Consider the following 22,320-nt stretch of genomic DNA (forward strand, 5'->3'; position numbering starts at 1 on the left):
AAAAGAAATTAAATAACCTGAGTCCATATAAATATAGAACTCAGGTTGCTTAGTTGCGCTTTTTAAATACTGTCTACTTGACAGGGGTCACTGCAGTCGGCATTCTCTTTTTTATTAAGCTTGTGGCTTACGGCTATGATGTTTTCTTTCGCCGCGTCCATTTGAAGATCCAGGGCGACCTTGACCTTCACCTCTACGGCCACGGTTGCCATCACGGCTACCATCACGATTGCGGTCACGGTTACCATCGCGATTACGACCATCACGGTTACGATCACGGTTACGACCATCGCCACCGCCGCGTCCATCACGACTACGGTTACGGTTACCATCACGGTATCCGCCTCCGTTGCCGCCGCGTTTTTTAGAACCGCCACCTCTTGAAACAACTGGTGGTTCTGATGTTAAAGCGATTGGAGTTGTATCTGGCTCTTTTGTCATCATTTTTAAAGCAGCAGCTACTACTGTTACAGAGTCATTCTCTTCTAACATTTCTTCTGCAATACGCTTGTAGTATGATAAGTTTTCATTTTCAATTGTGCTTTGAAGTTTTTCTGCGATTAAACGTTGTTGACCTTCTAGTGCCTCGTCAAGTGTCGGTGCATCCATGCGATCCATTTTACGTTTTGTTGTACGCTCGATATTTTTTAATTGTCCTGATTCACGTGGTGTTACAAATAGCATTGCAATACCTTTTTTACCCGCACGACCTGTACGACCAATACGGTGAACATATGATTCTGGATCTTGTGGAATATCGAAGTTGTATACGTGTGTTACACCTGAAATATCAAGACCACGTGCAGCAACGTCTGTCGCAACAAGAACTTCGATAGAACCTTCTTTAAATTTACGTAATACAGACATACGTTTCGCCTGAGTTAAATCACCATGAATACCTTCTGCTGCATATCCACGTAAGTTTAATGCTTCTGATAATTCATCAACACGACGCTTTGTACGACCGAATACAATCGCAAGCTCTGGAGATTGAATATCTAGTAAGCGTGTTAACACGTCAAACTTTTTCTTTTCTTGCACTTCTAAATAGAACTGCTGAATGTTTGGCATTGTTACTTCTTTTGCTTTTACTTTAATATGTTGAGGCTCAGTCATGAAACGCTCAGCAATGCGACGGATTGGGTCTGGCATTGTTGCTGAGAATAGTAACGTTTGATGTGTTTCTGGCACATCTGTTAAAATCGCTTCAATATCTTCAATGAAGCCCATGTTTAACATTTCATCCGCTTCGTCAAGAACAACAGTCTCTACGTTTTGTAAACGAAGTGTTTTACGGTTAATATGATCTAAAATACGACCCGGCGTACCAACAATAATGTGTGGGTGTTTTTTTAGAGCGCGAATTTGGCGGTTAATATCTTGACCACCGTAAATTGGTAAAATACGAACACGCTTATGTTTACCAATTTTGTATAGTTCTTCTCCAACCTGAATTGCTAATTCACGCGTTGGCGCGATAACAATACCTTGAACTGTTTCTTTACGAGTATCTACTTTATCTAATAGCGGTAATCCAAATGCTGCTGTTTTCCCTGTACCTGTTTGTGCTTGCCCAATAATATCTTTACCTTGCAATGCATGTGGAATTGTTTCAGCTTGAATCGGCGTAGCCTCTTCAAAGCCCATACTTTCAACAGATTGCAGTAAAGAATCACTTAATCCTAATTCTCGAAATGTTGTCAATGTTACTTCTCCTTTTCTATCCTATACTTATCATTTAAAAAAAGGCATTTTCCGAATTGGCGGAAAAGCCCTTTTCCTGAATGCTCACGTATATAAACGGGCGTATATTCTACACGAAAATACTTCTAAACGTTATTACACTTTATCAATTATAAGTTTTGTATGTGTAAAAAGCAAACCCAACTGTTACCTTATTTTCATATTCAGAGCTTTTTTCTTCACTTTTATTTTTTAATGTTTACTGTAAGCGCTTATTATAAGTTTCCACTATTTTCGTAGCTATCATCCCTATTTATATACACCAATTATTTCAACATCGTAATAACTTCTTCTAATTTCATGCCACGAGATGCTTTAACTAATACAACATCTTTTTTACTAACTACTTTTTGTAAATCTTTTACAAGTTCTTCTTTATTATCATACGCCTTTACGCGTTCTACAGGGAAATTAATTTTTGCTCCTTCAGCAATTTGAGCCCCTAATCTACCGAATGTAAATACATATGCGATCTTTGCTGGGTCAATTAATTTCCCTACTTCATAATGAAATTGAACTTCTTGATCTCCAAGCTCTAGCATATCACCGAGTACAACGATTTTTTGAGCAAATCCATCTAAACCGTTCATTAAATGGAATGCCGCCTCCATAGCTGTTGGACTTGCATTGTAAGCATCATTGATAATTGTTAATCCACTATCTGTTTTTACAATTTCCATACGCATACCTGTCATTTGAAGTGTTACTAAACCTTGTTTCATCTCTTCCCATGTTACACCAAAATGTTTCGCAATTGCCATAGAAGCTAGGGTATTATACACATTATGTTTCCCTAACACTGGTAAATAGAATGAAATATTTTCATCTCTATTCATTTTAAAATGTGTACCAGTCGCCTGTAATGTTACAGCAGTTGGATAATAATCATTTGCTCTCGCATCACCAAATGTAACTGTTTCAGCTACTAAATTCATTCCAGGAACACGATTCGTTAATAACGGCTCATCTCCGTTATATACAAACACTCCACCTTCTTGTAATCCTGTAACAATTTCTAATTTCGCCTCAGCAATTGCCTCACGAGATCCTAAATCCATTAAATGCGCCTCACCAATATTCGTAATGATAGCTGCATTAGGACGAGCTAACTTAGATAAGAATTCAATTTCTCCTCGGCTTGACATACCCATTTCTAACACAGCAACTTCTGTATTTTCTTCTAGGTTTAAAATAGTAAGGGGTAAACCAATATGATTGTTGAAATTTCCTTCTGTTTTTTGAACTTTGAATTTAATTGCAAGAAGACTTGTTACAATATCTTTCGTAGATGTTTTACCGTTACTTCCCGTTACACCTACAACTTTAACATCCAGTTGATCACGATAGTTTTTCGCTAACATTTGTAACGCTGATAACGTATCTTCTACAAAAATAACAGGAAGATTCTCAGGCGGATTTGCTACATCTTTCATCCATAATGTAGCAACAGCTCCATTTTCAATAGCTTTATCTACAAAAGCATGTCCATCGAAACGGTCACCTTGAATCGGAACATATAAATTTCCCTTTTCGATTTTTCTCGTATCAATAGACACTCCTTGTATAGTAATGCCCTCATACTGCTCTGCTAATCCAGTACCATTTACCATCTGTTCTACTTGTTTTAACGTTCGCTTTATCATACAAACACTCCTTACATAGAGGAAGCACTATTCCTTCGAATAGTGCTTCCTCCTTTTTTGTTAGATTGTATATTTAATTTTTTGTTTTTCTTCGTGACGCTCAAGCGCTAGGCTAATTAGCTCTTCAATTAATTCCGGATACGGTAATCCAGTATGTTGCCATAATAGAGGGAACATACTAAACGGTGTAAACCCTGGCATTGTGTTTACTTCGTTAATATATACTTCTCCATCTTTCGTTAAGAAGAAATCTGCTCGTGTTAAACCCGCACCATCTAAAGATTGGAATGCAATAATTGCATCTCGCTTAATTACATTAGATTCTTCTTCTGTCATTTCAGCTGGAATAATTAACGCTGTGTCACCATCAATATATTTCGACTTGTAGTCATAGAAATCTTTTTTCGGTACAATTTCACCTACAACTGAACATTTCGGCTCATCATTACCTAATACACCAACTTCAACTTCACGACCTACGATATTTTCTTCTACAATAATTTTGCGGTCGAATTGGAATGCCTCTTCAAAAGCACTCTCAAGTTCTTCACGATTTTTACACTTATTAATACCAACACTTGAACCAAGGTTTGCTGGTTTTACGAAGCAAGGATATCCTAGCTTCTCTTCTACTTTATCATAAGCTTCTTCGCGATTTTTCTCCCATGCACTACGTATGAAAGATGCATATTTCGCTTGTTTTAAACCAGCTTCTGCAAAGATATTTTTCATAACAACTTTATCCATACCGGCAGATGATGCTAGAACACCATTTCCTACATAAGGAATGTTCATTAATTCTAATAACCCTTGAACTGTTCCATCTTCACCGTTTGGTCCATGTAGTAATGGGAAAATAACGTCGATAGCATCTTCCTCAGAAGCTGCAGATGGAATAATTTCCGTGCTTAATGATAACGGAGAAATTGCATTTTCTGCACCGCTCATTTTTAAAGCTTCAACATCTGTCACTTCACCTTCAATACGCTCACCGCGTACCCATTGACCTTGTTCTGTAATATAAATCGGATGAATCTCGAATTTATCTTGATTTAACGCTTTAATAGCAGCAAGAGCCGTCTGTAACGAAACTTGATGCTCAGCTGATTTTCCACCATATAATAAACCTAATTTAATTTTCGTCAATGAAATCACCCTAACCAATTGTTTTCATTTTTCTATTTTAGCACTTTTTATAAAAATAGGTAGTTCCTATTTGAAATAAAATGTAACTTCCACAAATAATTAAATGACACCACTTATTGGTTTTCTACACTTTTTTATTTCATTTTCTTCCTAACTACACAAAATGAAATTGCAATCTAATCTAGTTATGTACCTAAAATATGTAGAAATCTCCTTTTTGTGTATGTCATCTATTATTAAGAAGATTGTTTGGTTAAAGTATCTTTTTGTCTTTGTTCAACAAGACGGTCTAAAGAGACATATACAAGCCCTGCCACTACACATCCTACACTTAAAATTGTAAATAGAAGATGTCCAAGCAATCGATCCAATAAAAAACCACCAAGAAGTGGACCGAACGCACTTCCTGTAATCCATTGCAAACTTGCCGCCCCCATGTAAGTTCCTCTTAAATGTTCTGGAGCCAAATTTGCTACAAACGTCATCTGTACAGGCGACATAATCATCTCACCTAACGTATATATGGCATAAACGAACAGTAACGTCATTAAAATAATCGTAGCATTCGCATCGAATTCTCCAAACCACTTCGGTAGCCATCCTATAAAAAACAAACCAATCCCGAACAAACACGCACCGTATAACATTGTCTTTCCGACAGGTTTATCTGTCGCCCATTTTGAAATTTGAAATTGAAATAAAACAACTAATAGTCCATTTAACGCCATTAAATACGGATATGGATTGTTAGTTCCAAAAATACCCTTCATTTCGTTATCAAAGTGGAGCGGCAACATTCCTTCCGTCTGAGAAAAGCCCATAGAAATAACGATTCCTGCTAATAAATAAATCATCAATGCCTTATCTCTCATTACAATTTTCCAAACCGCGCCAGATTCTTTTTCTTTATTCTCTTCTTTATTAATTCCCTTTGGCATTGTCTCTTGAATAAGCAGTAATACGAGTAATGCATAAAACAACATCGTAGACGAGGCAATAATAAATACAAGGTTCTTTGACAAAACAACTACCGATGCCCCCATTATTGGACCAATCGCAGCACCTATATTGTGTCCCATTCGCAATAAACCATATGCTTCTGTTCTTTTTTCCGGTGCCGTTACATCCGCGACCATTGCTGATGCTGCGGGATGAAATAGAGAATTACTTAGTCCTAAAAAAATTGATAAAATGGCGTATGGAATAAACCCTTCTATAAACAAAAAGCCAAGCATTAATACAGCATTACTCGCCATCGAAAATATCATAATTGGCTTTCTTCCATATATGTCAGCAATTCTCCCCCCTATAAGTGATCCAAAACTTGCAGCAATTGGAGAAAGCGCCATAATAACACCAACTTGCAGTAAAGAATCTACCTTATCTTTTAAATACAATGCAAAAAAAGGCATTAACATCATCATCGCAATTCCATTTAACGTCTCTCCAATAAATCGAATCCATACGTTACGATCCATCTCCCTTAACTCACGCCACGTATTTTTCATCATTTCACCCCTTTGGTTAGCCAACAATTATCTTACAATACATTCTGAAAAATGTAAATTTTCAGAACAAAAAATCCATCCTAATAGAATTAGAATGGATTTTCCCACTTATAAATTCGCTACATCATCTTCTTTTTTACTATTATTTAAAGCGCTATGTTTTCGACTATATAAGAAGTAAACCACAATGCCGATAACCATCCATACTCCAAAACTAATCCACGCTGTCCCTGATAATTGAAGCATTAAATATAAACAAAAAATTACTGTTAACGCTGGTAAAAATGGTACAAGGGGCGCCTTAAATGCTCTTGGTAAATCCGGATGAGTCTTTCTCATTACAATTACCGCAACAGCTACGAGCGCAAACGCTGATAATGTCCCCATATTTACAAGGTGCGCTAAAACATTTAAATCTATTAATCCTGAAATCAGTGCCGCAATAATCCCAGTTGTCCATGTATTTAAAAATGGTGTTTTAAATTTAGGGTGAACTTTAGCAAGACGCTTTGGCAACAAACCATCACGGCTCATCGCATATGAAACACGAACTTGCCCATACATCATAACTAGCATTACTGTTGTAATTCCTGTAATTGCTCCTACTGAAATTACCCCCGCTAAACTATCTTGTCCAATAAATTGAAGTGCGAAAGCAACCGGATCTGATATATTTAGCTGTCCGTATGGAACAATTCCTGTCAAAATAAGTGAAACAACGATATAAAGTATAGTACAAATTAATAAAGATGCAATAATGCCGATTGGTAAATCACGTTGCGGACGTTTCACTTCTTCTGCAGCTGTCGAAACTGCATCAAACCCTATAAAGGCGAAAAATACCGTAGCAGCTCCAGCCATTACACCGTCTAAACCAAATGGCATAAAAGGCGTCCAGTTTTCAGGCTTCACATAATTAAAACCAGCAAAGATAAAAATAAGAACAACTGCTAGCTTAATAAATACCATAATATTATTTACACGTGCACTCTCACGAACGCCCCGAGATAAAAGAACTGTCATCACTAAAATAATTAAAACTGCAGGTAAATCAATTATCCCACCTTTCCCTGTACCAGGGGCCGAAGAAAGAATCGTCGGAATATGAATTCCAAATCCCTTTAATAAAGATTGAAAATAAGCGGACCAACCGTTTGCTACAGCAGAAGTAGCAAGTAAATACTCAAGCATTAAGTCCCATCCAATTAAAAATGCGAATACCTCTCCCATCGTCGCATATGTGTACGTATACACACTGCCTGAGACAGGAACTGAAGAAGCAAATTCAGCATAACAAAATGCAGCAAAGGCACAAGCTAACGCGGCTATTGCAAATGATAATATAATAGCTGGCCCAGAATGTTTTGCTGCTACCACGCCCGTTAGAACAAAAATACCCGTTCCAACAATTGCCCCAATTCCAAGCATAGTTAAATCCAGTGCACCCAATGTTCTTGCTAACGTCTTTTGCTTACTCTCTTGCATTAACTTTGCAATAGGCTTCTTTTGAAAAATTTGCTTCATAACATGCTCCTCCAAGTTTTAAATTTTCTGAAAATTTTTAATTCGCTTTTTCATTTTACTCACTACGCTTTTTACAGTCAATACTTTTGTCGAAATAAGTAGAAACCTTTCGGAATATACAATATCCTTATTATTCTTTCTGCGAATCTTCCCATCACCTTTTTTGGTATTATTATACATACAAAAGAGGCATGCTCCCTTATTGAGCATGCCTCTTTTTACTTATTTTACAGTATATGATCCTTCTTCAATCCAGCTATACATATACTTTTCATCTTCCGTTTCATGTGCTTGTTTTACAATACGAAGCGGACGGAATGTATCTATCATAACGGCTAATTCAAGTGTTTCTTTTTTCCCTATACTTGCCTCTGTCTTCCCAGGATGCGGCCCATGGGGAATCCCACTTGGATGTAGTGTAATAGAGCCTTCTTCCACACCTTTTCGGCTCATAAAGTTACCTTCTACATAGTAAAGTACTTCATCACTATTAACATTACTATGATAATATGGTGCTGGGATTGATTCTGGATGATAATCGTATAAACGTGGTACGAAAGAGCAAATAACAAAATTATGTCCTTCGAATGTTTGATGTACTGGCGGTGGCTGGTGAATGCGCCCTGTAATTGGTTCAAAGTCCTCTACATTAAAGACCCATGGATATAAGTAACCATCCCATCCAACAACATCTAACGGATGGTGCCCTAAAATATGTTTATGCATATAGCCTCTTGATTTTGTCATTACGACAAATTCGCCTTTTTCATCATATGTCTCTAATTTTTCTGGGCCACGAATATCTCTTTCACAAAACGGACTATGCTCTAACAATTGCCCATATTCATTGCGATAGCGACGCGGCGTTGTAATTTGGCTATTCGCCTCTACAACAAGAAACTTAGTCTCTCCCTCATCTGGAATAACACGATAAATCGTTCCAATTGGAATCGTTACATAATCACCTTTTCGATAATGAATCGTTCCAAACATCGTTTCAATTTTTCCTGTTCCATAATGAACGAATAACATTTCATCGCCGTCACCATTACGGTAGAAATAGTCCATTTTTTCTGTTGGAGTCACTACTCCAATTAATAAATCCTCATTCCCAAGCATAAAGTTTCTTCCGCTTATCGCATCACCAGTTTTTTTATTTTCTTTCGTACGAAAATGACGATGTGCAAGAGCTACATCTTCTTCATACTGCAACTGACAAGAATGAGATACTGCCGCATGGCCTACTTCCGTTGGCATATAATGATGGTACAAAATAGACTGCGTACCAGAAAAACCTTTCGTTCCCATTACCTGTTCACGATAAAGCGCTCCATCTTTTTTACGAAATTGTACATGTCGTTTATGAGGTAGCTCCCCCATGTGACGATAAAACATGCCCATCACCTGCTTTCATGTCTTTTTTGACCGTATTACGTAACGTACCTAAACCAGTAATCGACAGCTCTACAACATCTCCATCTTGTAGCCACTCTTCTGTACCAAGTTCTAAAATACATCCTGTTCCTACTGTTCCAGAACCGATCACATCTCCCGGATATAAGGTCACGTCTTGTGAAGCACGTTCAATCATTTCAGCAAACGTATAGTAAATATCTTGGAAATTTCCCTTTGATAATAGTTTCCCATTCACGTGAGCAGTCATCTCTAAATCATATCGATTACCATTACGATAAATGTCTAATTCCTCTTTCGTAACGAGATACGCTCCTAATGAAGTTGCAAAGTCTTTTCCTTTTGCTGGTCCAAGCCCTACCTTCATTTCTGTTGCTTGTATGTCCCTTGCACTCCAGTCGTTCATAATACAATAACCAAAAATATATTCCTCTGCTTGCTCACGAGAAATATTTCGTCCTTCTTTTCCGATTACACAAGCAATCTCTAATTCATAATCAAGCTTTTTAGACTTCTTCGGACCAATTACAAAATCATCTGGACCAATAACAGCACGATGGTTAGTAAAATAAAAAACCGGGACATCATACCATTCAGGTACAACATCTAGTCCTCTTCGTCCGCGAGCTGTTTTTACATGCTGTTCAAATGCGTAAAAATCTCGAATGCTACCCGGATTAGGAAGAGCAGCTGTCAATTGTACTTCTTCTAAGGAATATATACCCCTGTTTGGATTCTTACTATTACGCAGCAATTCTACATACTCATCCGCTTTCTCTAAAAAGGCGAGCATAGAGGAAGGGACTTTTCCGTCACTAGCAAGATTCATATCGATTACTTTGTCACCTTCAAGCCACCCAGCTCGCATTTCTTTCGAAGGGAGACGAAATGTAACAAATTTCATCATAATTCCTCCCTATGAAAATGAAATTTCCACCAGCAAAAGAATTCTTGCTGGTGGATACAAATCTTATAAGTTTCCGCGACGCTCTTGTTCTCTTTCAATTGATTCGAATAATGCTTTAAAGTTCCCTTCACCAAATCCACGAGAACCTTTACGTTGAATGATTTCAATAAATAAAGTTGGACGGTCTACAATTGGTTTCGTAAAGATTTGCAGTAAATAGCCTTCATCATCACGGTCTACTAAAATCTTTAATTCTTTTAACTTATCAATTTCCTCATCGATTTTTCCAACTCGCGCAGTTAACTCATCGTAATAAGTATCAGGTGTATCTAAAAACTCCACACCATTTGCACGAAGCGCTTCAACTGTTTTAACAATATCACTCGTTAATAAAGCAAGATGTTGTACACCTGCTCCATTATAGAACTCTAGATATTCCTGAATTTGTGATTTTCTCTTTCCATCTGCTGGTTCGTTAATAGGGAACTTAATACGACTTCCATTCGTCATAACTTTTGACATTAACGCCGAATACTCTGTACTAATATCATCATCATCGAAATGGATCATTTGTTTAAAGCCCATAACATTCTCGTAATAACTAACCCACTCTTCCATTTTCTCAACGTTACCAACTACATGGTCTACAGCAATTAAACCAGACTCTTCAAATGGAATATTAAACTCCACCTTTTGGAATCCAGGCATAAATGTTCCTTTATAATTTTTACGCTCTACAAGCGTGTGAATTGTATCACCATACGTACCAATAACTGCTTTTTTCAATGTACCGTCCTCATCTGTTAACTCCTCAGGTGGAGCAATTGCGACGGCACCACGCTTTACTGCTTCCGAGTATGCTTTATCAACGTCATCGACAAGTAATGCAACATCTTTTACGCCATCACCATGAGTCTTTACAAACTCTGCAATACGGTTATCGCTACTTAAAGCTCCAGACACAACGAAACGCATATTTTTTTGCACAAGAACATAAGATACCTTTTCACGATTTCCAGTTTCTAATCCAGAGTAAGCCACAATTTTGAATCCGAATGCTCTCGCAAGATAATAACTTGATTGCTTTGCATTTCCTACGTAAAACTCCAAATGATCTACATCACGTACCGGAAAAAAGTCCTCCATTTGTGCAGCTAGCGTATCCATAGATTTTTGTTTCATAAAATCCTCATCCCCCTGTAAATAGATTAAATGGTTCATACTTAAACCTAACCGAAAACGCTTCCAACATCGATTAATAGAAATTAGTTAGCAAGCTAACAAATTCTGACTTTTAAAATTTTCTATCTTTTCTGTCAAATTCCTCTTTTTTTCTTACATATAAAATTCGACTTTTTTCTCTTTGAAGTAAAATCAACAGTGGTTTTGTTCAGCCTCATTTTGAGGCGGGAGTCTACTGCCCGCAAATAGCGGGATAAGGGAATAATATTAACACTTAAAGATATATAGGGAGAAAATAAAAAAGACCCTAACATATTAACTACTTATCAATACGTTAGAGTCTTTATTTTTTTTGAATAATTGTATTTATATGTTTCATACTAATACATTTGCAAGGAATAGAATAAATGATGTTAATATTACTGCTCCACCTAATGATCCTAATAAATCTGTTTTTGTTACTTGTAACACTTGTTCACTGTTCATATTCCTCATTCTCCTTTCATTATTTGTATGATTTAAAACTTCTATTATACTAATACGCTTGATAGAAATACGATTAACGCTGTTAATACTACTGCTCCGCTTGCTGATCCTACAAAATCACCTTTTGTTACTTGTAATACTTGCTCTTTCATATCTTTCATTCTCCCTTCTTTTTCTTTTGTTACAAAACTTCTATTATACTAATACGCTTGATAGAAATACGATTAACGCTGTTAATACTACTGCTCCACTTGCTGATCCTACGAAGTCACCTTTTGTTACTTGTAATACTTGCTCTTTCATATCTTTCATTCTCCCTTCTTTTTCTTTTGTTACAAAACTCTTATTATACTAATACACTTGATAGAAATACGATTAATGCTGTTAATACTACTGCTCCGCTTGCTGATCCTACGAAATCACCTTTTGTTACTTGTAATACTTGCTCTTTCATATCTTTCATTCTCCCTTCTTTTCTCTTTTGTTACAAAACTTCTGTTATACTAATACGCTTGATAGAAATACGATTAATGCTGTTAATACTACTGCTCCGCTTGCTGATCCTACGAAATCACCTTTTGTTACTTGCAATACTTGCTCTTTCATATCATTTATCCTCCCTTTGAATAAGTTATCTATATGTAATTTCTAAGAAATGTTTATTTCATAGTTTTTATGTTATCGTTACATTGAAGTTAATAACGTAACGTTTGTAACATTAATGTAACATAACTATTATTACGTTGCAATATAATTACGTAAATTTTATTACACTTTTTTTACGTTTTTTTATAACTACCTCGAAAAACCTTGTTTTAATGCATTTTCTACTAGATTTATGTTTGTAACATTAATGTAACATTACAGACATGAAACGAAATATAATCGTATCCCTTTCTATTTTTGTTATAAACCGAAGTAAAACCCTAATGAATAACGTTGAATTTATTGAACTTTTACTGACAGTTAATGCAGGATAAAATCCTCTCTTTCCAAGATAAGTTTATATGTTTCCTCTATATAACTATGTATAATGAAGACAAAGAGGTGGTCATTTTGAAATTAATCGCATTAGATATGGATGGTACACTACTATCATCTAACCTTGAAATCTCCAAAAGGAACTTACAAGCAATCCAAACTGCACAAGAAGCTGGACATATTGTAATGATTTGTTCTGGCCGTGCGAAAGAGGATGCTTTAAAACTATTGGAAGAATATCAATTATCTCTTCCAGTTGGAGCAAGCAATGGGGCAATTGTTTATGTGGATGGAAAAGTAATTAACTCGCAGTGTATACAAAACGATAAAGTGTACAAGCTTGCAAAATTACTAGAATCTGAAGGTTTTCCATATAAACTATATACGAATAAAGGGGTTTATTCTCCATATACATGGCAAGATCAAGTTATGCAGGCGTTCGAAGAAAACAAGCATGCGCTAGATGTTACGTTAGAAGAGCTTGAGCGGATTACAGAAAAGCAAAAGAAATCCAACCTAATTACAGATTTCCAAAAAATCGAAGATGTTGTAAATAACCGAGAACTAGAAATATCTAAATTCTTCATTTTAACATTTAATGCAGGGCATCGCGCACAGCTATTACGTATATTACAAGAAGACACTGACATTATGGTTACCGCATCGGCTCCTACTAATTTAGAAATTATGGATAGGAACGGACATAAAGGAAATGGACTAAAGCAAATGGCAGTCCATTTTAACATTCCAATTGAAGATACAGTTGCTATCGGTGATAATTTTAATGATGTACCAATGTTAGAAGTTGCTGGTTTATCTATAGCAATGGGGAATGCTGAAGAAGATGTAAAAAAACTATGTGACGTTGTAACATTAACAAACAATGAACATGGTGTTGCCCATGCAATCGAGCAATTTGTATTAAAACAACCTTCATCTAGTAAATAAAGCGAAACTTTAATCAGAGGATGGTTGTCCATCCTCTCTGATTATTAGTTGAACCAATCAGGCTTTTACGAGCAGTTAATGCGGGATAAAAAAGGACTCTTTCAAATTGAAAGAGTCCTTTTCTTTTATACGTGATGACAAGCAACAAAATGATCATCACCAACATTACGAAATTCTGGTACAATTTTTTTACAAACATCTGTTGCAAACGGACAGCGTGTATGAAAACGACAACCTGAAGGTGGATTCGCTGGACTTGGAATATCCCCCTCTAGTATAATTCGTTCTCGCTTCACTGTTGGATCTGGTATTGGCACAGCTGATAACAATGCTTTTGTATACGGATGAAGCGGGTTCATAAATAACTCATCACGCGGTGCCGTCTCCACAATCGTTCCTAAATACATAATCCCGATTTTCGTACATAAATGCTCCACTACACTTAAATCATGTGAAATGAATAAATAAGATAATCCCTTTTTCTCCTGTAATTCACTAAATAAATTAATGATTTGTGCTTGAATAGATACATCTAGCGCTGCCACAGGTTCATCAGCTACAATAAATTCCGGATTTAATACCATAGCTCTTGCGATAACGATACGCTGACGTTGCCCACCAGAAAACTCATGAGGATACCGGTCAATATGATATGGAGCTAAGCCACATAACTCCAACACTTCTATCACTTTTTCACGAGCATTTTCTTTCGTCGCTAGTCCGTGCGCCAACATCGGCTCACCAAGCGCTTCTCCAATTCTCATTCTTGGATTTAATGAGCTAAATGGGTCTTGGAAGACGAGCTGCATATTAGGGCGATGCTTTCTCAATTCCTCCTTAGATAAAGAATAAACATCGTGCCCTTTAAACCTCACTTCCCCCTCCGTTTTTTGGACGAGACGTAAAATTGTTTTCCCTATCGTTGTTTTTCCACTTCCTGATTCTCCAACGAGGCCGAACACTTCGCCTTTATTAATAGTAAAACTTACTCCATCAACTGCTTTTACATGTCCAATCGTTCTACTAAATATGCCACCTTTAATCGGAAAATACGTCTTTAAGTTTTTCACTTCTAATAATGGTTCACTCATTGTTCCGCACGCTCCTCATATAACCAGCAAGCCACTTTATGGTTCTCATCATGTACATTCAGATTTGGTGCTTCTTCTTTACATATTTCCATACAATGCTCACAACGACCGCTAAAATAGCAGAATTCACCTAAGCCAACTAAATTCGGAACTTGCCCTGGAATAGAATATAGTTTATCTATTCGTTTTCCCATTACCGGCTTTGATTTCAACAAACCTTTCGTATACGGATGTTTCGGATTTTGAAATATCTCTAGTACTGGAGCTTCCTCAATAACTTTTCCACCATACATAACAACAACGTAATCCGCCATTTCGGCTACAACGCCTAAATCATGTGTAATTAATAAGATCGATGTTTTAAATTCCTCTTTTACTTGTCTTAGTAAATCTAATATTTGAGCTTGAATCGTAACATCAAGAGCTGTTGTCGGTTCATCTGCAATTAATAATTTAGGATTACAACTAAGCGCAACAGCAATCATAATGCGTTGTAACATGCCTCCACTCAGTTCATGCGGATAAGAATGGACAATTTCATCAGCGCGAGCTATGCCAACTTTACGAATTAATTCAATTGCCTTCTTATATGCTTCATTTTTACTAAGTAATTCATGTTCCCTTAACGTTTCTACAATTTGTTCCCCTACAGTGAAGACAGGATTTAGCGATGTCATCGGTTCTTGGAAAATCATTGCAATATCATTGCCTCGTAAACTACGAAGTTCTTTCTCTTTCATACCTAAAAGACTTTTTCCTTCATATAAAATATCTCCACCTACTACACTTCCTGATTCAGCAATAAGCCCCATAATAGATAAAGCCGTTACACTCTTCCCGCAACCCGATTCACCTACAACACAAACTGTTTCCCCTTCTCGAACTGCAAAGCTAACATGATTAACAGCCTTTACTGTCCCTTCTTCTGTCTGGAAGTGTGTTTGTAAATCTTTCAGCTCTACTACTGCTTTACTCATATTTCCTCACCTACCGTCTCATCTTTGGATCTAACGCATCACGAAGTGCATCACCAAGTAAATTAATTGATACAACTGTTATAAAAATTGCAAAACCGGGCGGGATCCATAACCACGGACGCTTTTGGAAGTCGATTAATGAGTTAGCCGCACTAATCATGTTCCCCCATGATGGTGTAGGTGGGACGACTCCGAGACCTAAGTAGCTTAGTGCGGACTCTCCTAAAATGGAACCTGCTACACCTAATGTGGATACCACAATTAATATCGGTAAAACATTGGGGATTAAATGATATATAATTTTCCGGTAATCTTTTATTCCTAAAACATCGGCAGCTTGCATAAACGCTTGCTCTCGAAGAGATAAAATTTGACCTCTTACAAGACGTGCAAGTCCTGGCCAACCTACTAAACTTAAAATAATCATAATGACATAAAGACGATAATCAGACGGTACTTTCCATTCTGATAAAATAGCTCCCATTATAATAAGCAACGGTAATCCCGGCATCGACATTAAAATATCTGCAAGACGCATAATAATATTGTCTACAATACCACGATAAAAACCTGCGATAGCTCCTAATAAAGCTCCAAGTATAACTGATAAAACCATTGAAGCTAGGCCAATTGTTAATGAAATACGCCCCGCTTGCATAAGTCTCGTTAAAATATCTCTTCCTAATTGATCTGTACCGAGCCAATGAGAAAAACTAGGTGGTTTGTTAATTAACGCAACTTGTATTTTCCCCGATGCATATGGCGAAAAGAATGGACCGATAAAACAAAATAAAAACATAAAAGTTAATGCATAAAATCCTACGAGCGCCATCTTATTTCTCTTTATCCTTTTAAGAGCTTGTCGCCATGGCGACGATTCATTTCTTCTCTTTTTTTCTTTTTTCTCTGTAATTGCTGTAACAGTCTCCATTTCTTTCCCCCTTTACTTCAACCGAATTCGCGGATCAACAACTGCATATACGATATCTGCTAAAAAGTTTGAAACGATTGTTAAACAAGAAAGAAACATCGTAAATGCCATCAATACTGTATAGTCACGAAAATTTAATGCTTCTAATTGAATACCGCCAATCCCTGGCCAGTTAAAAATTTGTTCAATAATAATTGCCCCAGAAAACAATCCAGGTAACTCAAACGCAAGCAATGTAATAGCCGGTAAAATGGCATTTTTTAATGCATGCTTATAAATAACAGTCTTCTCTTTTAACCCTTTTGCTCGTGCTGTTCGTATGTAATCTTGCCTTACAACCTCTAACATACTGGTTCTAAAGTAACGAGTTAATGAGCCCACACCAAGAAGAGTCAAAATAAATACCGGTAACACCATATGCTTTGCAACTTCTATCACATAAACAAACCCGGTTGAATTACTACCAACATCAATCATTCCACCTATCGGTAATAACTTAAGATCAACTGCAAACACCTTAATTAGAAACAGGCCTATAAAAAATGAAGGAAATGACATCGCTGCAAAGATACCAATTGTTACAAGCTTATCGAATAAAGAATGTTGTTTTGTCGCTGAAAATACACCGATAATAAGTGCAATTAGCCAAATAAAAAATAACGCAATAACTGCTACACTGAAAGAATTCCAAATAAATTTATTTAATAATGACGTCACAGACTCTTGATATTGAAGTGAAAAACCGAAATCCCCTTGCAATGCATTACCTAACCAATGAAAATAACGCTCAATAATTGGCTTATTTAATCCATACAATTCCCGAAGCTCTGCCGCCCTTTGCGGTGTAATCTTAGGATTCGAATCAATATAATCTCCTGGAAGAAGTGCGAACAGGAAGAAAATAACAACTGATGTTCCAAAAAGTGTAGGAATCATTTGTAACAACCTACGAACGATATACGTTTTCACCCTTTTTCTCTCCAATCTTATGCTTAAAATAGAAGAACATTTTTTCGAATCAGCATATTACTAGCCGAATGAAAAAATGTCTTCTACTTATACATTCTTCTCGTTATTTTTCAATAGATAATGCTGGCGAGTTCGAACTAATACTGTCATACTTCTCAGGATCAATTCCTTTAATGTTTCCATTGTAAGCTGTGATGATTCTACGATAATTCAATAAAATTACTGGTGGATCATCACTTAGTTCTTTGTACAGTTCTTTATAAATCGGTTTACGTTTCTCAATATCTACAGTTTCAATTCCTTTTCTAATCAATGCATCTACTTTTTCATTTTTATATCCTAGAGTATTATCATCACCTTCTGAGGAGTAACCGCCTACAGTTTCACTGGGATCTGTTGTAATTGGTGTTGCAACAGAAGCTAAATCATAATCTCCTTTTTTCACTTTTGACAGCATCGTATTAAAATCCATAAATTCAGGGTTGAATTCAACACCTAATTCTTTATAGTTCTCTTTTGCTATCGGAATAAATAAATCACCGTCTTTTGCTGAGCTTGCACCATAATACGTTAATTTAAGTTTTTGACCATCCTTTTCACGGATCCCGTCTGAACCAACTTTCCATCCAGCTTCATCTAATAATTTCTTTGCCTTATCTAAGTTATATTCATACTTATTAATTCCCTCTTCTGTATAAGCCCAAGATGTTGGGTGAATTGGAACATTAGCTACTGTACCGTATCCTTTGAAAGCAGTATCTACATATTTTTTACGATCCAATCCATAAATAAGGGCTTGACGAACTTTCTTATCTTTTAAATATGCTTTTTTACTATTCATTCTTATATAACTAAATGAAGCAGCCGTCTCTATTTCAACATTTGCAAACTGTAAACTCTTCACTTGTTCTAAAATTTCATCCCCGTACCCTACTCCTGTATAATCTATCTCACCTGTTTGGAATAATTGGAATTTTGTATCCGGTGAAGTAATCTTATAAATAAAGTTTTGGATTTTTGGTTTACCTGCATAATAATTTTCATTTGCTATAAAACGAACTTCCTGCCCTGGGATATACTTTTCGAACTTATATGGCCCCGCAGCTATCGGTTTTCCATATAACTCTTTTAAGTAATCAAGACTAGTATTTTGTTTATACTCTTTTCCATAATAAGCTTTCGATAATACTGGACCACCTAAAGCAATTAGCGCTTGTGAGTTAACTTTTTCAGTCGTAATTTTAATTGTTTGTGGATCAACAACTTGAATCCCTTCAATAGACGTCGCTTTTCCTTCTTTATATTCTTTTCCACCTTTAATTGCATATTGTGAAATATCATCGCCGCCTTCATACGCTTTATCATGTAGAAGTGTTAATGTAAATGCTACATCGTCAGCAGTTAATGGCGATCCATCACTAAATTTCAAGTCTTTACGTAAATGAAATGTATATGTTAATTGGTCTGAAGAAACATCCCACTTCTCAGCAAGATCTGGTACCGGTTTTCCTTGTTTATCTGTTGTAACAAGGGAAGCAAAAATAACCGATGTCACATTGCCATCCCAACCATTCTCTTGAAAGTAAGGTAAGAAAACTCCTCCAGGCTTTGAGATACCAGAAATAAAAGTATCTTTTCTATTCTTCGCTTTATCTGGTACTTTCGTTTTATCTGTCGCAGCGATCTTTTCAATTTTTATATTTTTTAAATCTTGCTGTTTAACCGGTTCTGTAGAAGCCGTATCCTCCTGTCCCCCACAAGCAGATAACACAAGCGAACTACTCATTAATACCGAAAATACACCAGCCCATTTTTTTGTCTTTTTCTTCATTGTCCCCACCCTAACTTTTTTTAATAATTACACCTTATGAACTGCTTGCCCTATGTATGCCTCCCACAGCAACATTTTATAGCCAATCGGAAAAGTCGGTTTTAACCGTAAAAAAATAGATGTTTTTGAGGGGTAACAATCTTATTCCGACCTTTCCGGTAGACTTTATGGTTATTAGCTTATATCTTCCACTATATTTTGTCAATTCTTTCTATATAAAAATTTTGAGAATTTTTTAAAAATATTGTTTTATCTTTAATTTAGGTAAACTCATCTACATATCGTTTTAGTTATCTTCACTCAACTCCTGATATAGCTTTTTATAAATCTCTTTTCGTTTCTAATGTTTACTTAGTTAATGCATCCACATTTCGTATTAAAAAACATAAAAATTCACTTCTATTTGTTCATCATGAAACATAGAATACTATTAACCAATTACCAAAAAGGGGGCGAAAACATGGACAACCTATTCCAATACGTCCTGCACTACGTATTATTAACAATTATGATAGTCGGGGCGCTATTACTATTCCCGTTCTTCCCAAAGTTCGTCCTCTTTTTAGCCTTTTTTATTATGTTCGGGATCGCTATTATAATTTCAACGAGGGAAGATACCAAACAAAAAGAAAGCAGAGCTCAGCGCGTAAAGCTGTAACTCTGCTTTCTTTTTTCAGTCGTAACGTATTCTTGTTAAACCGATTATGAAAAATACTCCTGCAAATAAAATGAGTATACCAATATATCCTCCTATATCTGCTAATGTACCTCCCCTTACAATTAACTCCGTAAAGCCACGCATCGCCCACGTTTGCGGAACAAAATTTGCCACCGTTTGCATCCACGTCGGTTCAACTTCAATCGGCCAATAAAGACCACTAATCATACATGTTGAAATTACAACGATATTACCTAGTGCTGACTGCTGTTCTGTTGTTTTTACGATACTTGCTAATAATAAGGCTAAACCAATGACAGCTAATAATAATACTGAAACGAGTGTAATAACCCCTAATAAATTCCCCCACTGCACATCAAATAATGAATGCGTTAATATCATTAAAACTCCAAATTGAATCCACCCTATTAAAAAGAAGGAAAGGATATATCCTGCTAGTATTTGAACTTTTGAAACTGGTGCCCCTAATAAACGAGACCAAACACCAAGTTGTCTAGCTTTCAAAATAGTTCCCGTCGCACTTAACATGACAATCATAACGAATAGAATTGAAAAACCTGCAGCTCGCCCTGTAACGTTATTTAACTTTTGATCATCATGTAAAATTGATTCTTTTTGAATCGAAACAGGATCTACTTTTGTATAGATTTCTTTATACATCGGTTCCCACGAAGTGTTACTTTTCTTCTCGAAATCTCTTGCTGCACTAACTTCTATCTCCATCTTTTTTAACGCACTTGTCAATACTTGCTCTACAGAAGTTCCACCAGTAAAATCAGCACTAGCTTGAAATTCGATATTTTCTACCTTTCTATCTAGCATACTCTTTTGAAAGTCTTTCGGAATGATAACTATACCCGATGATTTTTTGTTTTCAATCTTCTGTTTCCCTTCCTTATACGTTACTTTCTCTATAGAAATTAAGTCACTCTTCTTTATTTCCTCATAATACTTGCTAGATACTACAGAACCATCTTCATCTACTAAGCTAACATTTACTTTCTCATTCCCACTTCCACCTAAAAGTCCGCCGAAAATGAGTGTGAAAATAATAGGCATTCCAAACATGAGTATATAACTTTGTGGCTTTATTAAAATTTGTTTTAACTCTAGCCAACAAAGCGCCCAAACCTTCTTCATCATTTCCCCTCCTATCTCGTACGTAAACGTAACGTTCCAATCATAACGGAGATAATTCCTGTACTACATAAACTTAAAATAACAGGGAGCAGCACATCCCAAGATGTTCCCGACATAATATTTAAGAAGCTCGTAAGTGCCCATTTATTCGGAGCAATATTCGCAACTGTTTGAAGTGTATCGGGAAATACATAAATCGGTAACATTGATCCCCCTAATATAGCTAGTATTTGAATACCGATTCCCCCCATTAAATCTGCCGTTTTTTCCTCACGAATAAAGGCTGCAATTAACATAGATAAACCAGAAACACAAATTGCATAAGAAATTCCCAACACTACTATTTGAGGCACGTCTTCGCCCCATTCCACATGAAACATAAAGTGTGTAGCAACTATAAACATTCCAAATTGTATGCAGGCAAATAGTAATGTACCTAAAAACTTCCCGAATAAAATTGAAAATGAGCTCGTCGGTGTACTGAACAAACGCGCCAACGTTTCAGTTCGTTGCTCTGTTACAACTGACTTTGCACCTACTGTTATGTTATATAGTAAAAACATGACTAACATTGCTGCTGCATAATATTGCATCGCTGCAACTGTTTTTTTACCTATCGTTCCTCTTTCAATGTTATCCGCACTTGTAGTTGCTATCGTCTGTAGACTTCCACTTACCTCTTTTGCAACTTGTGCTACATCACCCTGCTGAGATTTTGCTAATTCTGTTACAACACTTTTAGTAGATACTGCGACCGTTTGAACACGTTCTGAAAAAGAGCGGATCATTGACTCTGCAATTTTTGCTTGTATATCTTTTGATGGGTCTATAAGCACCTTTGGTTCTTTTAATTTTCCATCTTGTACTTGTTCGCTCCATTTATTTGGGATGATAATTCCTACATCGATTTTCTTTTCCTTTAACATATTTTCAAGCTCTTCTTGGGAGTTAACTATCTTTACTTTCACATCATCTTTTATTTCTTTAGATTGCAATACATCTTTTTGAAAGACATCTGCAAACTCATCCGTTCCCTCTTGATAATAGCCAATTACTGTTTTCGGTAGTCCACCACTATCAAATACATTACTTAACGCTGAACCTAAAATCGCTGTTAATAAAAGCGGCATAATTAACATCATCATAAATCCGCGGCGATCAATTAAACGGATTTTTAAATCTTTCCATGCAATAATGAAACTTTTCATCTCGCACTAACCT

22 protein-coding genes are annotated in these 22,320 nt (G+C 36.3%); 2 read left to right on the plus strand and 20 right to left on the minus strand.

Annotated features, from left to right (window positions below; translation table 11 throughout):
• Positions 1-114: 114 nt before the first annotated feature.
• From ACQKNR_RS24050 to ACQKNR_RS24110, 13 genes are all read right to left on the minus strand, one after another.
• Positions 115-1,704, minus strand: a complete 1,590-nt coding sequence (locus ACQKNR_RS24050; protein ID WP_427321296.1) for a DEAD/DEAH box helicase — start codon at positions 1,702-1,704, stop codon at positions 115-117.
• Between the two features lie 305 nt (positions 1,705-2,009).
• Positions 2,010-3,386, minus strand: coding sequence for a UDP-N-acetylmuramoyl-tripeptide--D-alanyl-D-alanine ligase (murF, locus tag ACQKNR_RS24055; RefSeq protein ID WP_427321298.1), 1,377 nt, complete (start codon positions 3,384-3,386; stop codon positions 2,010-2,012).
• Between the two features lie 60 nt (positions 3,387-3,446).
• Positions 3,447-4,532, minus strand: a complete 1,086-nt coding sequence (locus ACQKNR_RS24060; RefSeq protein ID WP_427321300.1) for a D-alanine--D-alanine ligase — start codon at positions 4,530-4,532, stop codon at positions 3,447-3,449.
• A gap of 236 nt (positions 4,533-4,768) precedes the next feature.
• Positions 4,769-6,040 carry an MDR family MFS transporter gene (locus ACQKNR_RS24065; RefSeq protein WP_427321302.1) on the minus strand — a complete coding sequence of 424 codons (1,272 nt, stop codon included), beginning with the start codon at positions 6,038-6,040 and terminating at the stop codon, positions 4,769-4,771.
• Between the two features lie 108 nt (positions 6,041-6,148).
• On the minus strand, positions 6,149-7,564 hold the full coding sequence (locus ACQKNR_RS24070) for an amino acid permease (RefSeq protein WP_427321304.1): 1,416 nt from the start codon (positions 7,562-7,564) through the stop codon (positions 6,149-6,151).
• Between the two features lie 222 nt (positions 7,565-7,786).
• On the minus strand, positions 7,787-8,959 hold the full coding sequence (locus tag ACQKNR_RS24075; protein ID WP_427321306.1) for a homogentisate 1,2-dioxygenase: 1,173 nt from the start codon (positions 8,957-8,959) through the stop codon (positions 7,787-7,789).
• Positions 8,925-9,881, minus strand: a complete 957-nt coding sequence (locus ACQKNR_RS24080; RefSeq protein ID WP_427321308.1) for a fumarylacetoacetate hydrolase family protein — start codon at positions 9,879-9,881, stop codon at positions 8,925-8,927. Before ACQKNR_RS24080 ends, ACQKNR_RS24075 begins: the two co-directional genes overlap by 35 nt.
• 66 nt (positions 9,882-9,947) lie before the next feature.
• Positions 9,948-11,066: a 4-hydroxyphenylpyruvate dioxygenase gene (gene hppD, locus ACQKNR_RS24085; protein WP_259416654.1), complete on the minus strand. Its 1,119-nt coding sequence runs from the start codon at positions 11,064-11,066 to the stop codon at positions 9,948-9,950.
• A 375-nt stretch (positions 11,067-11,441) separates the two neighbouring features.
• Positions 11,442-11,552, minus strand: coding sequence for a DUF3948 family protein (locus tag ACQKNR_RS24090; protein WP_325785686.1), 111 nt, complete (start codon positions 11,550-11,552; stop codon positions 11,442-11,444).
• A 44-nt stretch (positions 11,553-11,596) separates the two neighbouring features.
• Complete coding sequence (locus tag ACQKNR_RS24095) at positions 11,597-11,704, minus strand: DUF3948 family protein (protein ID WP_000664237.1); 108 nt, start codon at positions 11,702-11,704, stop codon at positions 11,597-11,599.
• Between the two features lie 43 nt (positions 11,705-11,747).
• The gene (locus tag ACQKNR_RS24100; protein ID WP_000654250.1) at positions 11,748-11,864 is read right to left on the minus strand and encodes a DUF3948 family protein; all 117 of its coding nucleotides are present in this window, start codon (positions 11,862-11,864) and stop codon (positions 11,748-11,750) included.
• A 34-nt stretch (positions 11,865-11,898) separates the two neighbouring features.
• Complete coding sequence (locus tag ACQKNR_RS24105) at positions 11,899-12,015, minus strand: DUF3948 family protein (RefSeq protein ID WP_000654250.1); 117 nt, start codon at positions 12,013-12,015, stop codon at positions 11,899-11,901.
• 35 nt (positions 12,016-12,050) lie between these two features.
• On the minus strand, positions 12,051-12,158 hold the full coding sequence (locus ACQKNR_RS24110) for a DUF3948 family protein (RefSeq protein WP_000664237.1): 108 nt from the start codon (positions 12,156-12,158) through the stop codon (positions 12,051-12,053).
• 450 nt (positions 12,159-12,608) lie between these two features.
• On the opposite strand from ACQKNR_RS24110, the gene ACQKNR_RS24115 reads away from it, so the two are divergent.
• Complete coding sequence (locus ACQKNR_RS24115; protein WP_427321311.1) at positions 12,609-13,481, plus strand: Cof-type HAD-IIB family hydrolase; 873 nt, start codon at positions 12,609-12,611, stop codon at positions 13,479-13,481.
• 125 nt (positions 13,482-13,606) lie between these two features.
• Here ACQKNR_RS24115 and ACQKNR_RS24120 read toward each other — a convergent pair whose 3' ends face one another.
• The 5 genes from ACQKNR_RS24120 to ACQKNR_RS24140 form a co-directional block, all read right to left on the minus strand.
• A complete protein-coding gene (locus tag ACQKNR_RS24120; RefSeq protein WP_427321313.1) occupies positions 13,607-14,572 on the minus strand; it encodes an ABC transporter ATP-binding protein in 966 nt (321 codons plus the stop codon).
• On the minus strand, positions 14,569-15,549 hold the full coding sequence (locus ACQKNR_RS24125) for an ABC transporter ATP-binding protein (protein ID WP_427321315.1): 981 nt from the start codon (positions 15,547-15,549) through the stop codon (positions 14,569-14,571). The genes ACQKNR_RS24120 and ACQKNR_RS24125 overlap by 4 nt, the downstream gene beginning before the upstream one ends.
• Positions 15,550-15,559: 10 nt before the next feature.
• Positions 15,560-16,480, minus strand: a complete 921-nt coding sequence (opp4C, locus tag ACQKNR_RS24130; protein WP_427321317.1) for an oligopeptide ABC transporter permease — start codon at positions 16,478-16,480, stop codon at positions 15,560-15,562.
• A 12-nt stretch (positions 16,481-16,492) separates the two neighbouring features.
• Complete coding sequence (locus tag ACQKNR_RS24135; RefSeq protein ID WP_427321319.1) at positions 16,493-17,449, minus strand: ABC transporter permease; 957 nt, start codon at positions 17,447-17,449, stop codon at positions 16,493-16,495.
• Positions 17,450-17,552: 103 nt separating this feature from the next.
• Positions 17,553-19,280, minus strand: coding sequence for an ABC transporter substrate-binding protein (locus tag ACQKNR_RS24140; RefSeq protein WP_427321321.1), 1,728 nt, complete (start codon positions 19,278-19,280; stop codon positions 17,553-17,555).
• 460 nt (positions 19,281-19,740) lie between these two features.
• Here ACQKNR_RS24140 and ACQKNR_RS24145 point away from each other — a divergent pair, with 460 nt between their 5' ends.
• Entirely contained in the window at positions 19,741-19,938 is a 198-nt protein-coding gene (locus ACQKNR_RS24145) for a hypothetical protein (RefSeq protein WP_427321323.1), read from the plus strand.
• Between the two features lie 15 nt (positions 19,939-19,953).
• On the opposite strand, the gene ACQKNR_RS24150 is transcribed toward ACQKNR_RS24145, so the two are convergent.
• Positions 19,954-21,099: an ABC transporter permease gene (locus tag ACQKNR_RS24150; RefSeq protein ID WP_427321325.1), complete on the minus strand. Its 1,146-nt coding sequence runs from the start codon at positions 21,097-21,099 to the stop codon at positions 19,954-19,956.
• An 11-nt stretch (positions 21,100-21,110) separates the two neighbouring features.
• A complete protein-coding gene (locus ACQKNR_RS24155) occupies positions 21,111-22,307 on the minus strand; it encodes an ABC transporter permease (protein ID WP_427321327.1) in 1,197 nt (398 codons plus the stop codon).
• Positions 22,308-22,320 lie beyond the last annotated feature (13 nt).

Source organism: Bacillus sp. NPDC094077 (genome assembly GCF_050279465.1).
GTDB lineage: Bacteria > Bacillota > Bacilli > Bacillales > Bacillaceae_G > Bacillus_A.

Coding starts and splice junctions, on each gene's coding strand:
- murF (WP_427321298.1), bottom strand. CDS start 3,386: ATGATAAAGCGAACGTTAAAACAAGTAGAACAGATGGTAAATGGTACT.
- ACQKNR_RS24065 (WP_427321302.1), bottom strand. CDS start 6,040: ATGAAAAATACGTGGCGTGAGTTAAGGGAGATGGATCGTAACGTATGG.
- ACQKNR_RS24070 (WP_427321304.1), bottom strand. CDS start 7,564: ATGAAGCAAATTTTTCAAAAGAAGCCTATTGCAAAGTTAATGCAAGAG.
- ACQKNR_RS24075 (WP_427321306.1), bottom strand. CDS start 8,959: ATGTTTTATCGTCACATGGGGGAGCTACCTCATAAACGACATGTACAA.
- ACQKNR_RS24080 (WP_427321308.1), bottom strand. CDS start 9,881: ATGAAATTTGTTACATTTCGTCTCCCTTCGAAAGAAATGCGAGCTGGG.
- hppD (WP_259416654.1), bottom strand. CDS start 11,066: ATGAAACAAAAATCTATGGATACGCTAGCTGCACAAATGGAGGACTTT.
- ACQKNR_RS24090 (WP_325785686.1), bottom strand. CDS start 11,552: ATGAACAGTGAACAAGTGTTACAAGTAACAAAAACAGATTTATTAGGA.
- ACQKNR_RS24095 (WP_000664237.1), bottom strand. CDS start 11,704: ATGAAAGAGCAAGTATTACAAGTAACAAAAGGTGATTTTGTAGGATCA.
- ACQKNR_RS24100 (WP_000654250.1), bottom strand. CDS start 11,864: ATGAAAGATATGAAAGAGCAAGTATTACAAGTAACAAAAGGTGACTTC.
- ACQKNR_RS24105 (WP_000654250.1), bottom strand. CDS start 12,015: ATGAAAGATATGAAAGAGCAAGTATTACAAGTAACAAAAGGTGATTTC.
- ACQKNR_RS24110 (WP_000664237.1), bottom strand. CDS start 12,158: ATGAAAGAGCAAGTATTGCAAGTAACAAAAGGTGATTTCGTAGGATCA.
- ACQKNR_RS24120 (WP_427321313.1), bottom strand. CDS start 14,572: ATGAGTGAACCATTATTAGAAGTGAAAAACTTAAAGACGTATTTTCCG.
- ACQKNR_RS24125 (WP_427321315.1), bottom strand. CDS start 15,549: ATGAGTAAAGCAGTAGTAGAGCTGAAAGATTTACAAACACACTTCCAG.
- opp4C (WP_427321317.1), bottom strand. CDS start 16,480: ATGGAGACTGTTACAGCAATTACAGAGAAAAAAGAAAAAAAGAGAAGA.
- ACQKNR_RS24140 (WP_427321321.1), bottom strand. CDS start 19,280: ATGAAGAAAAAGACAAAAAAATGGGCTGGTGTATTTTCGGTATTAATG.
- ACQKNR_RS24145 (WP_427321323.1), top strand. CDS start 19,741: ATGGACAACCTATTCCAATACGTCCTGCACTACGTATTATTAACAATT.
- ACQKNR_RS24150 (WP_427321325.1), bottom strand. CDS start 21,099: ATGAAGAAGGTTTGGGCGCTTTGTTGGCTAGAGTTAAAACAAATTTTA.
- ACQKNR_RS24155 (WP_427321327.1), bottom strand. CDS start 22,307: ATGAAAAGTTTCATTATTGCATGGAAAGATTTAAAAATCCGTTTAATT.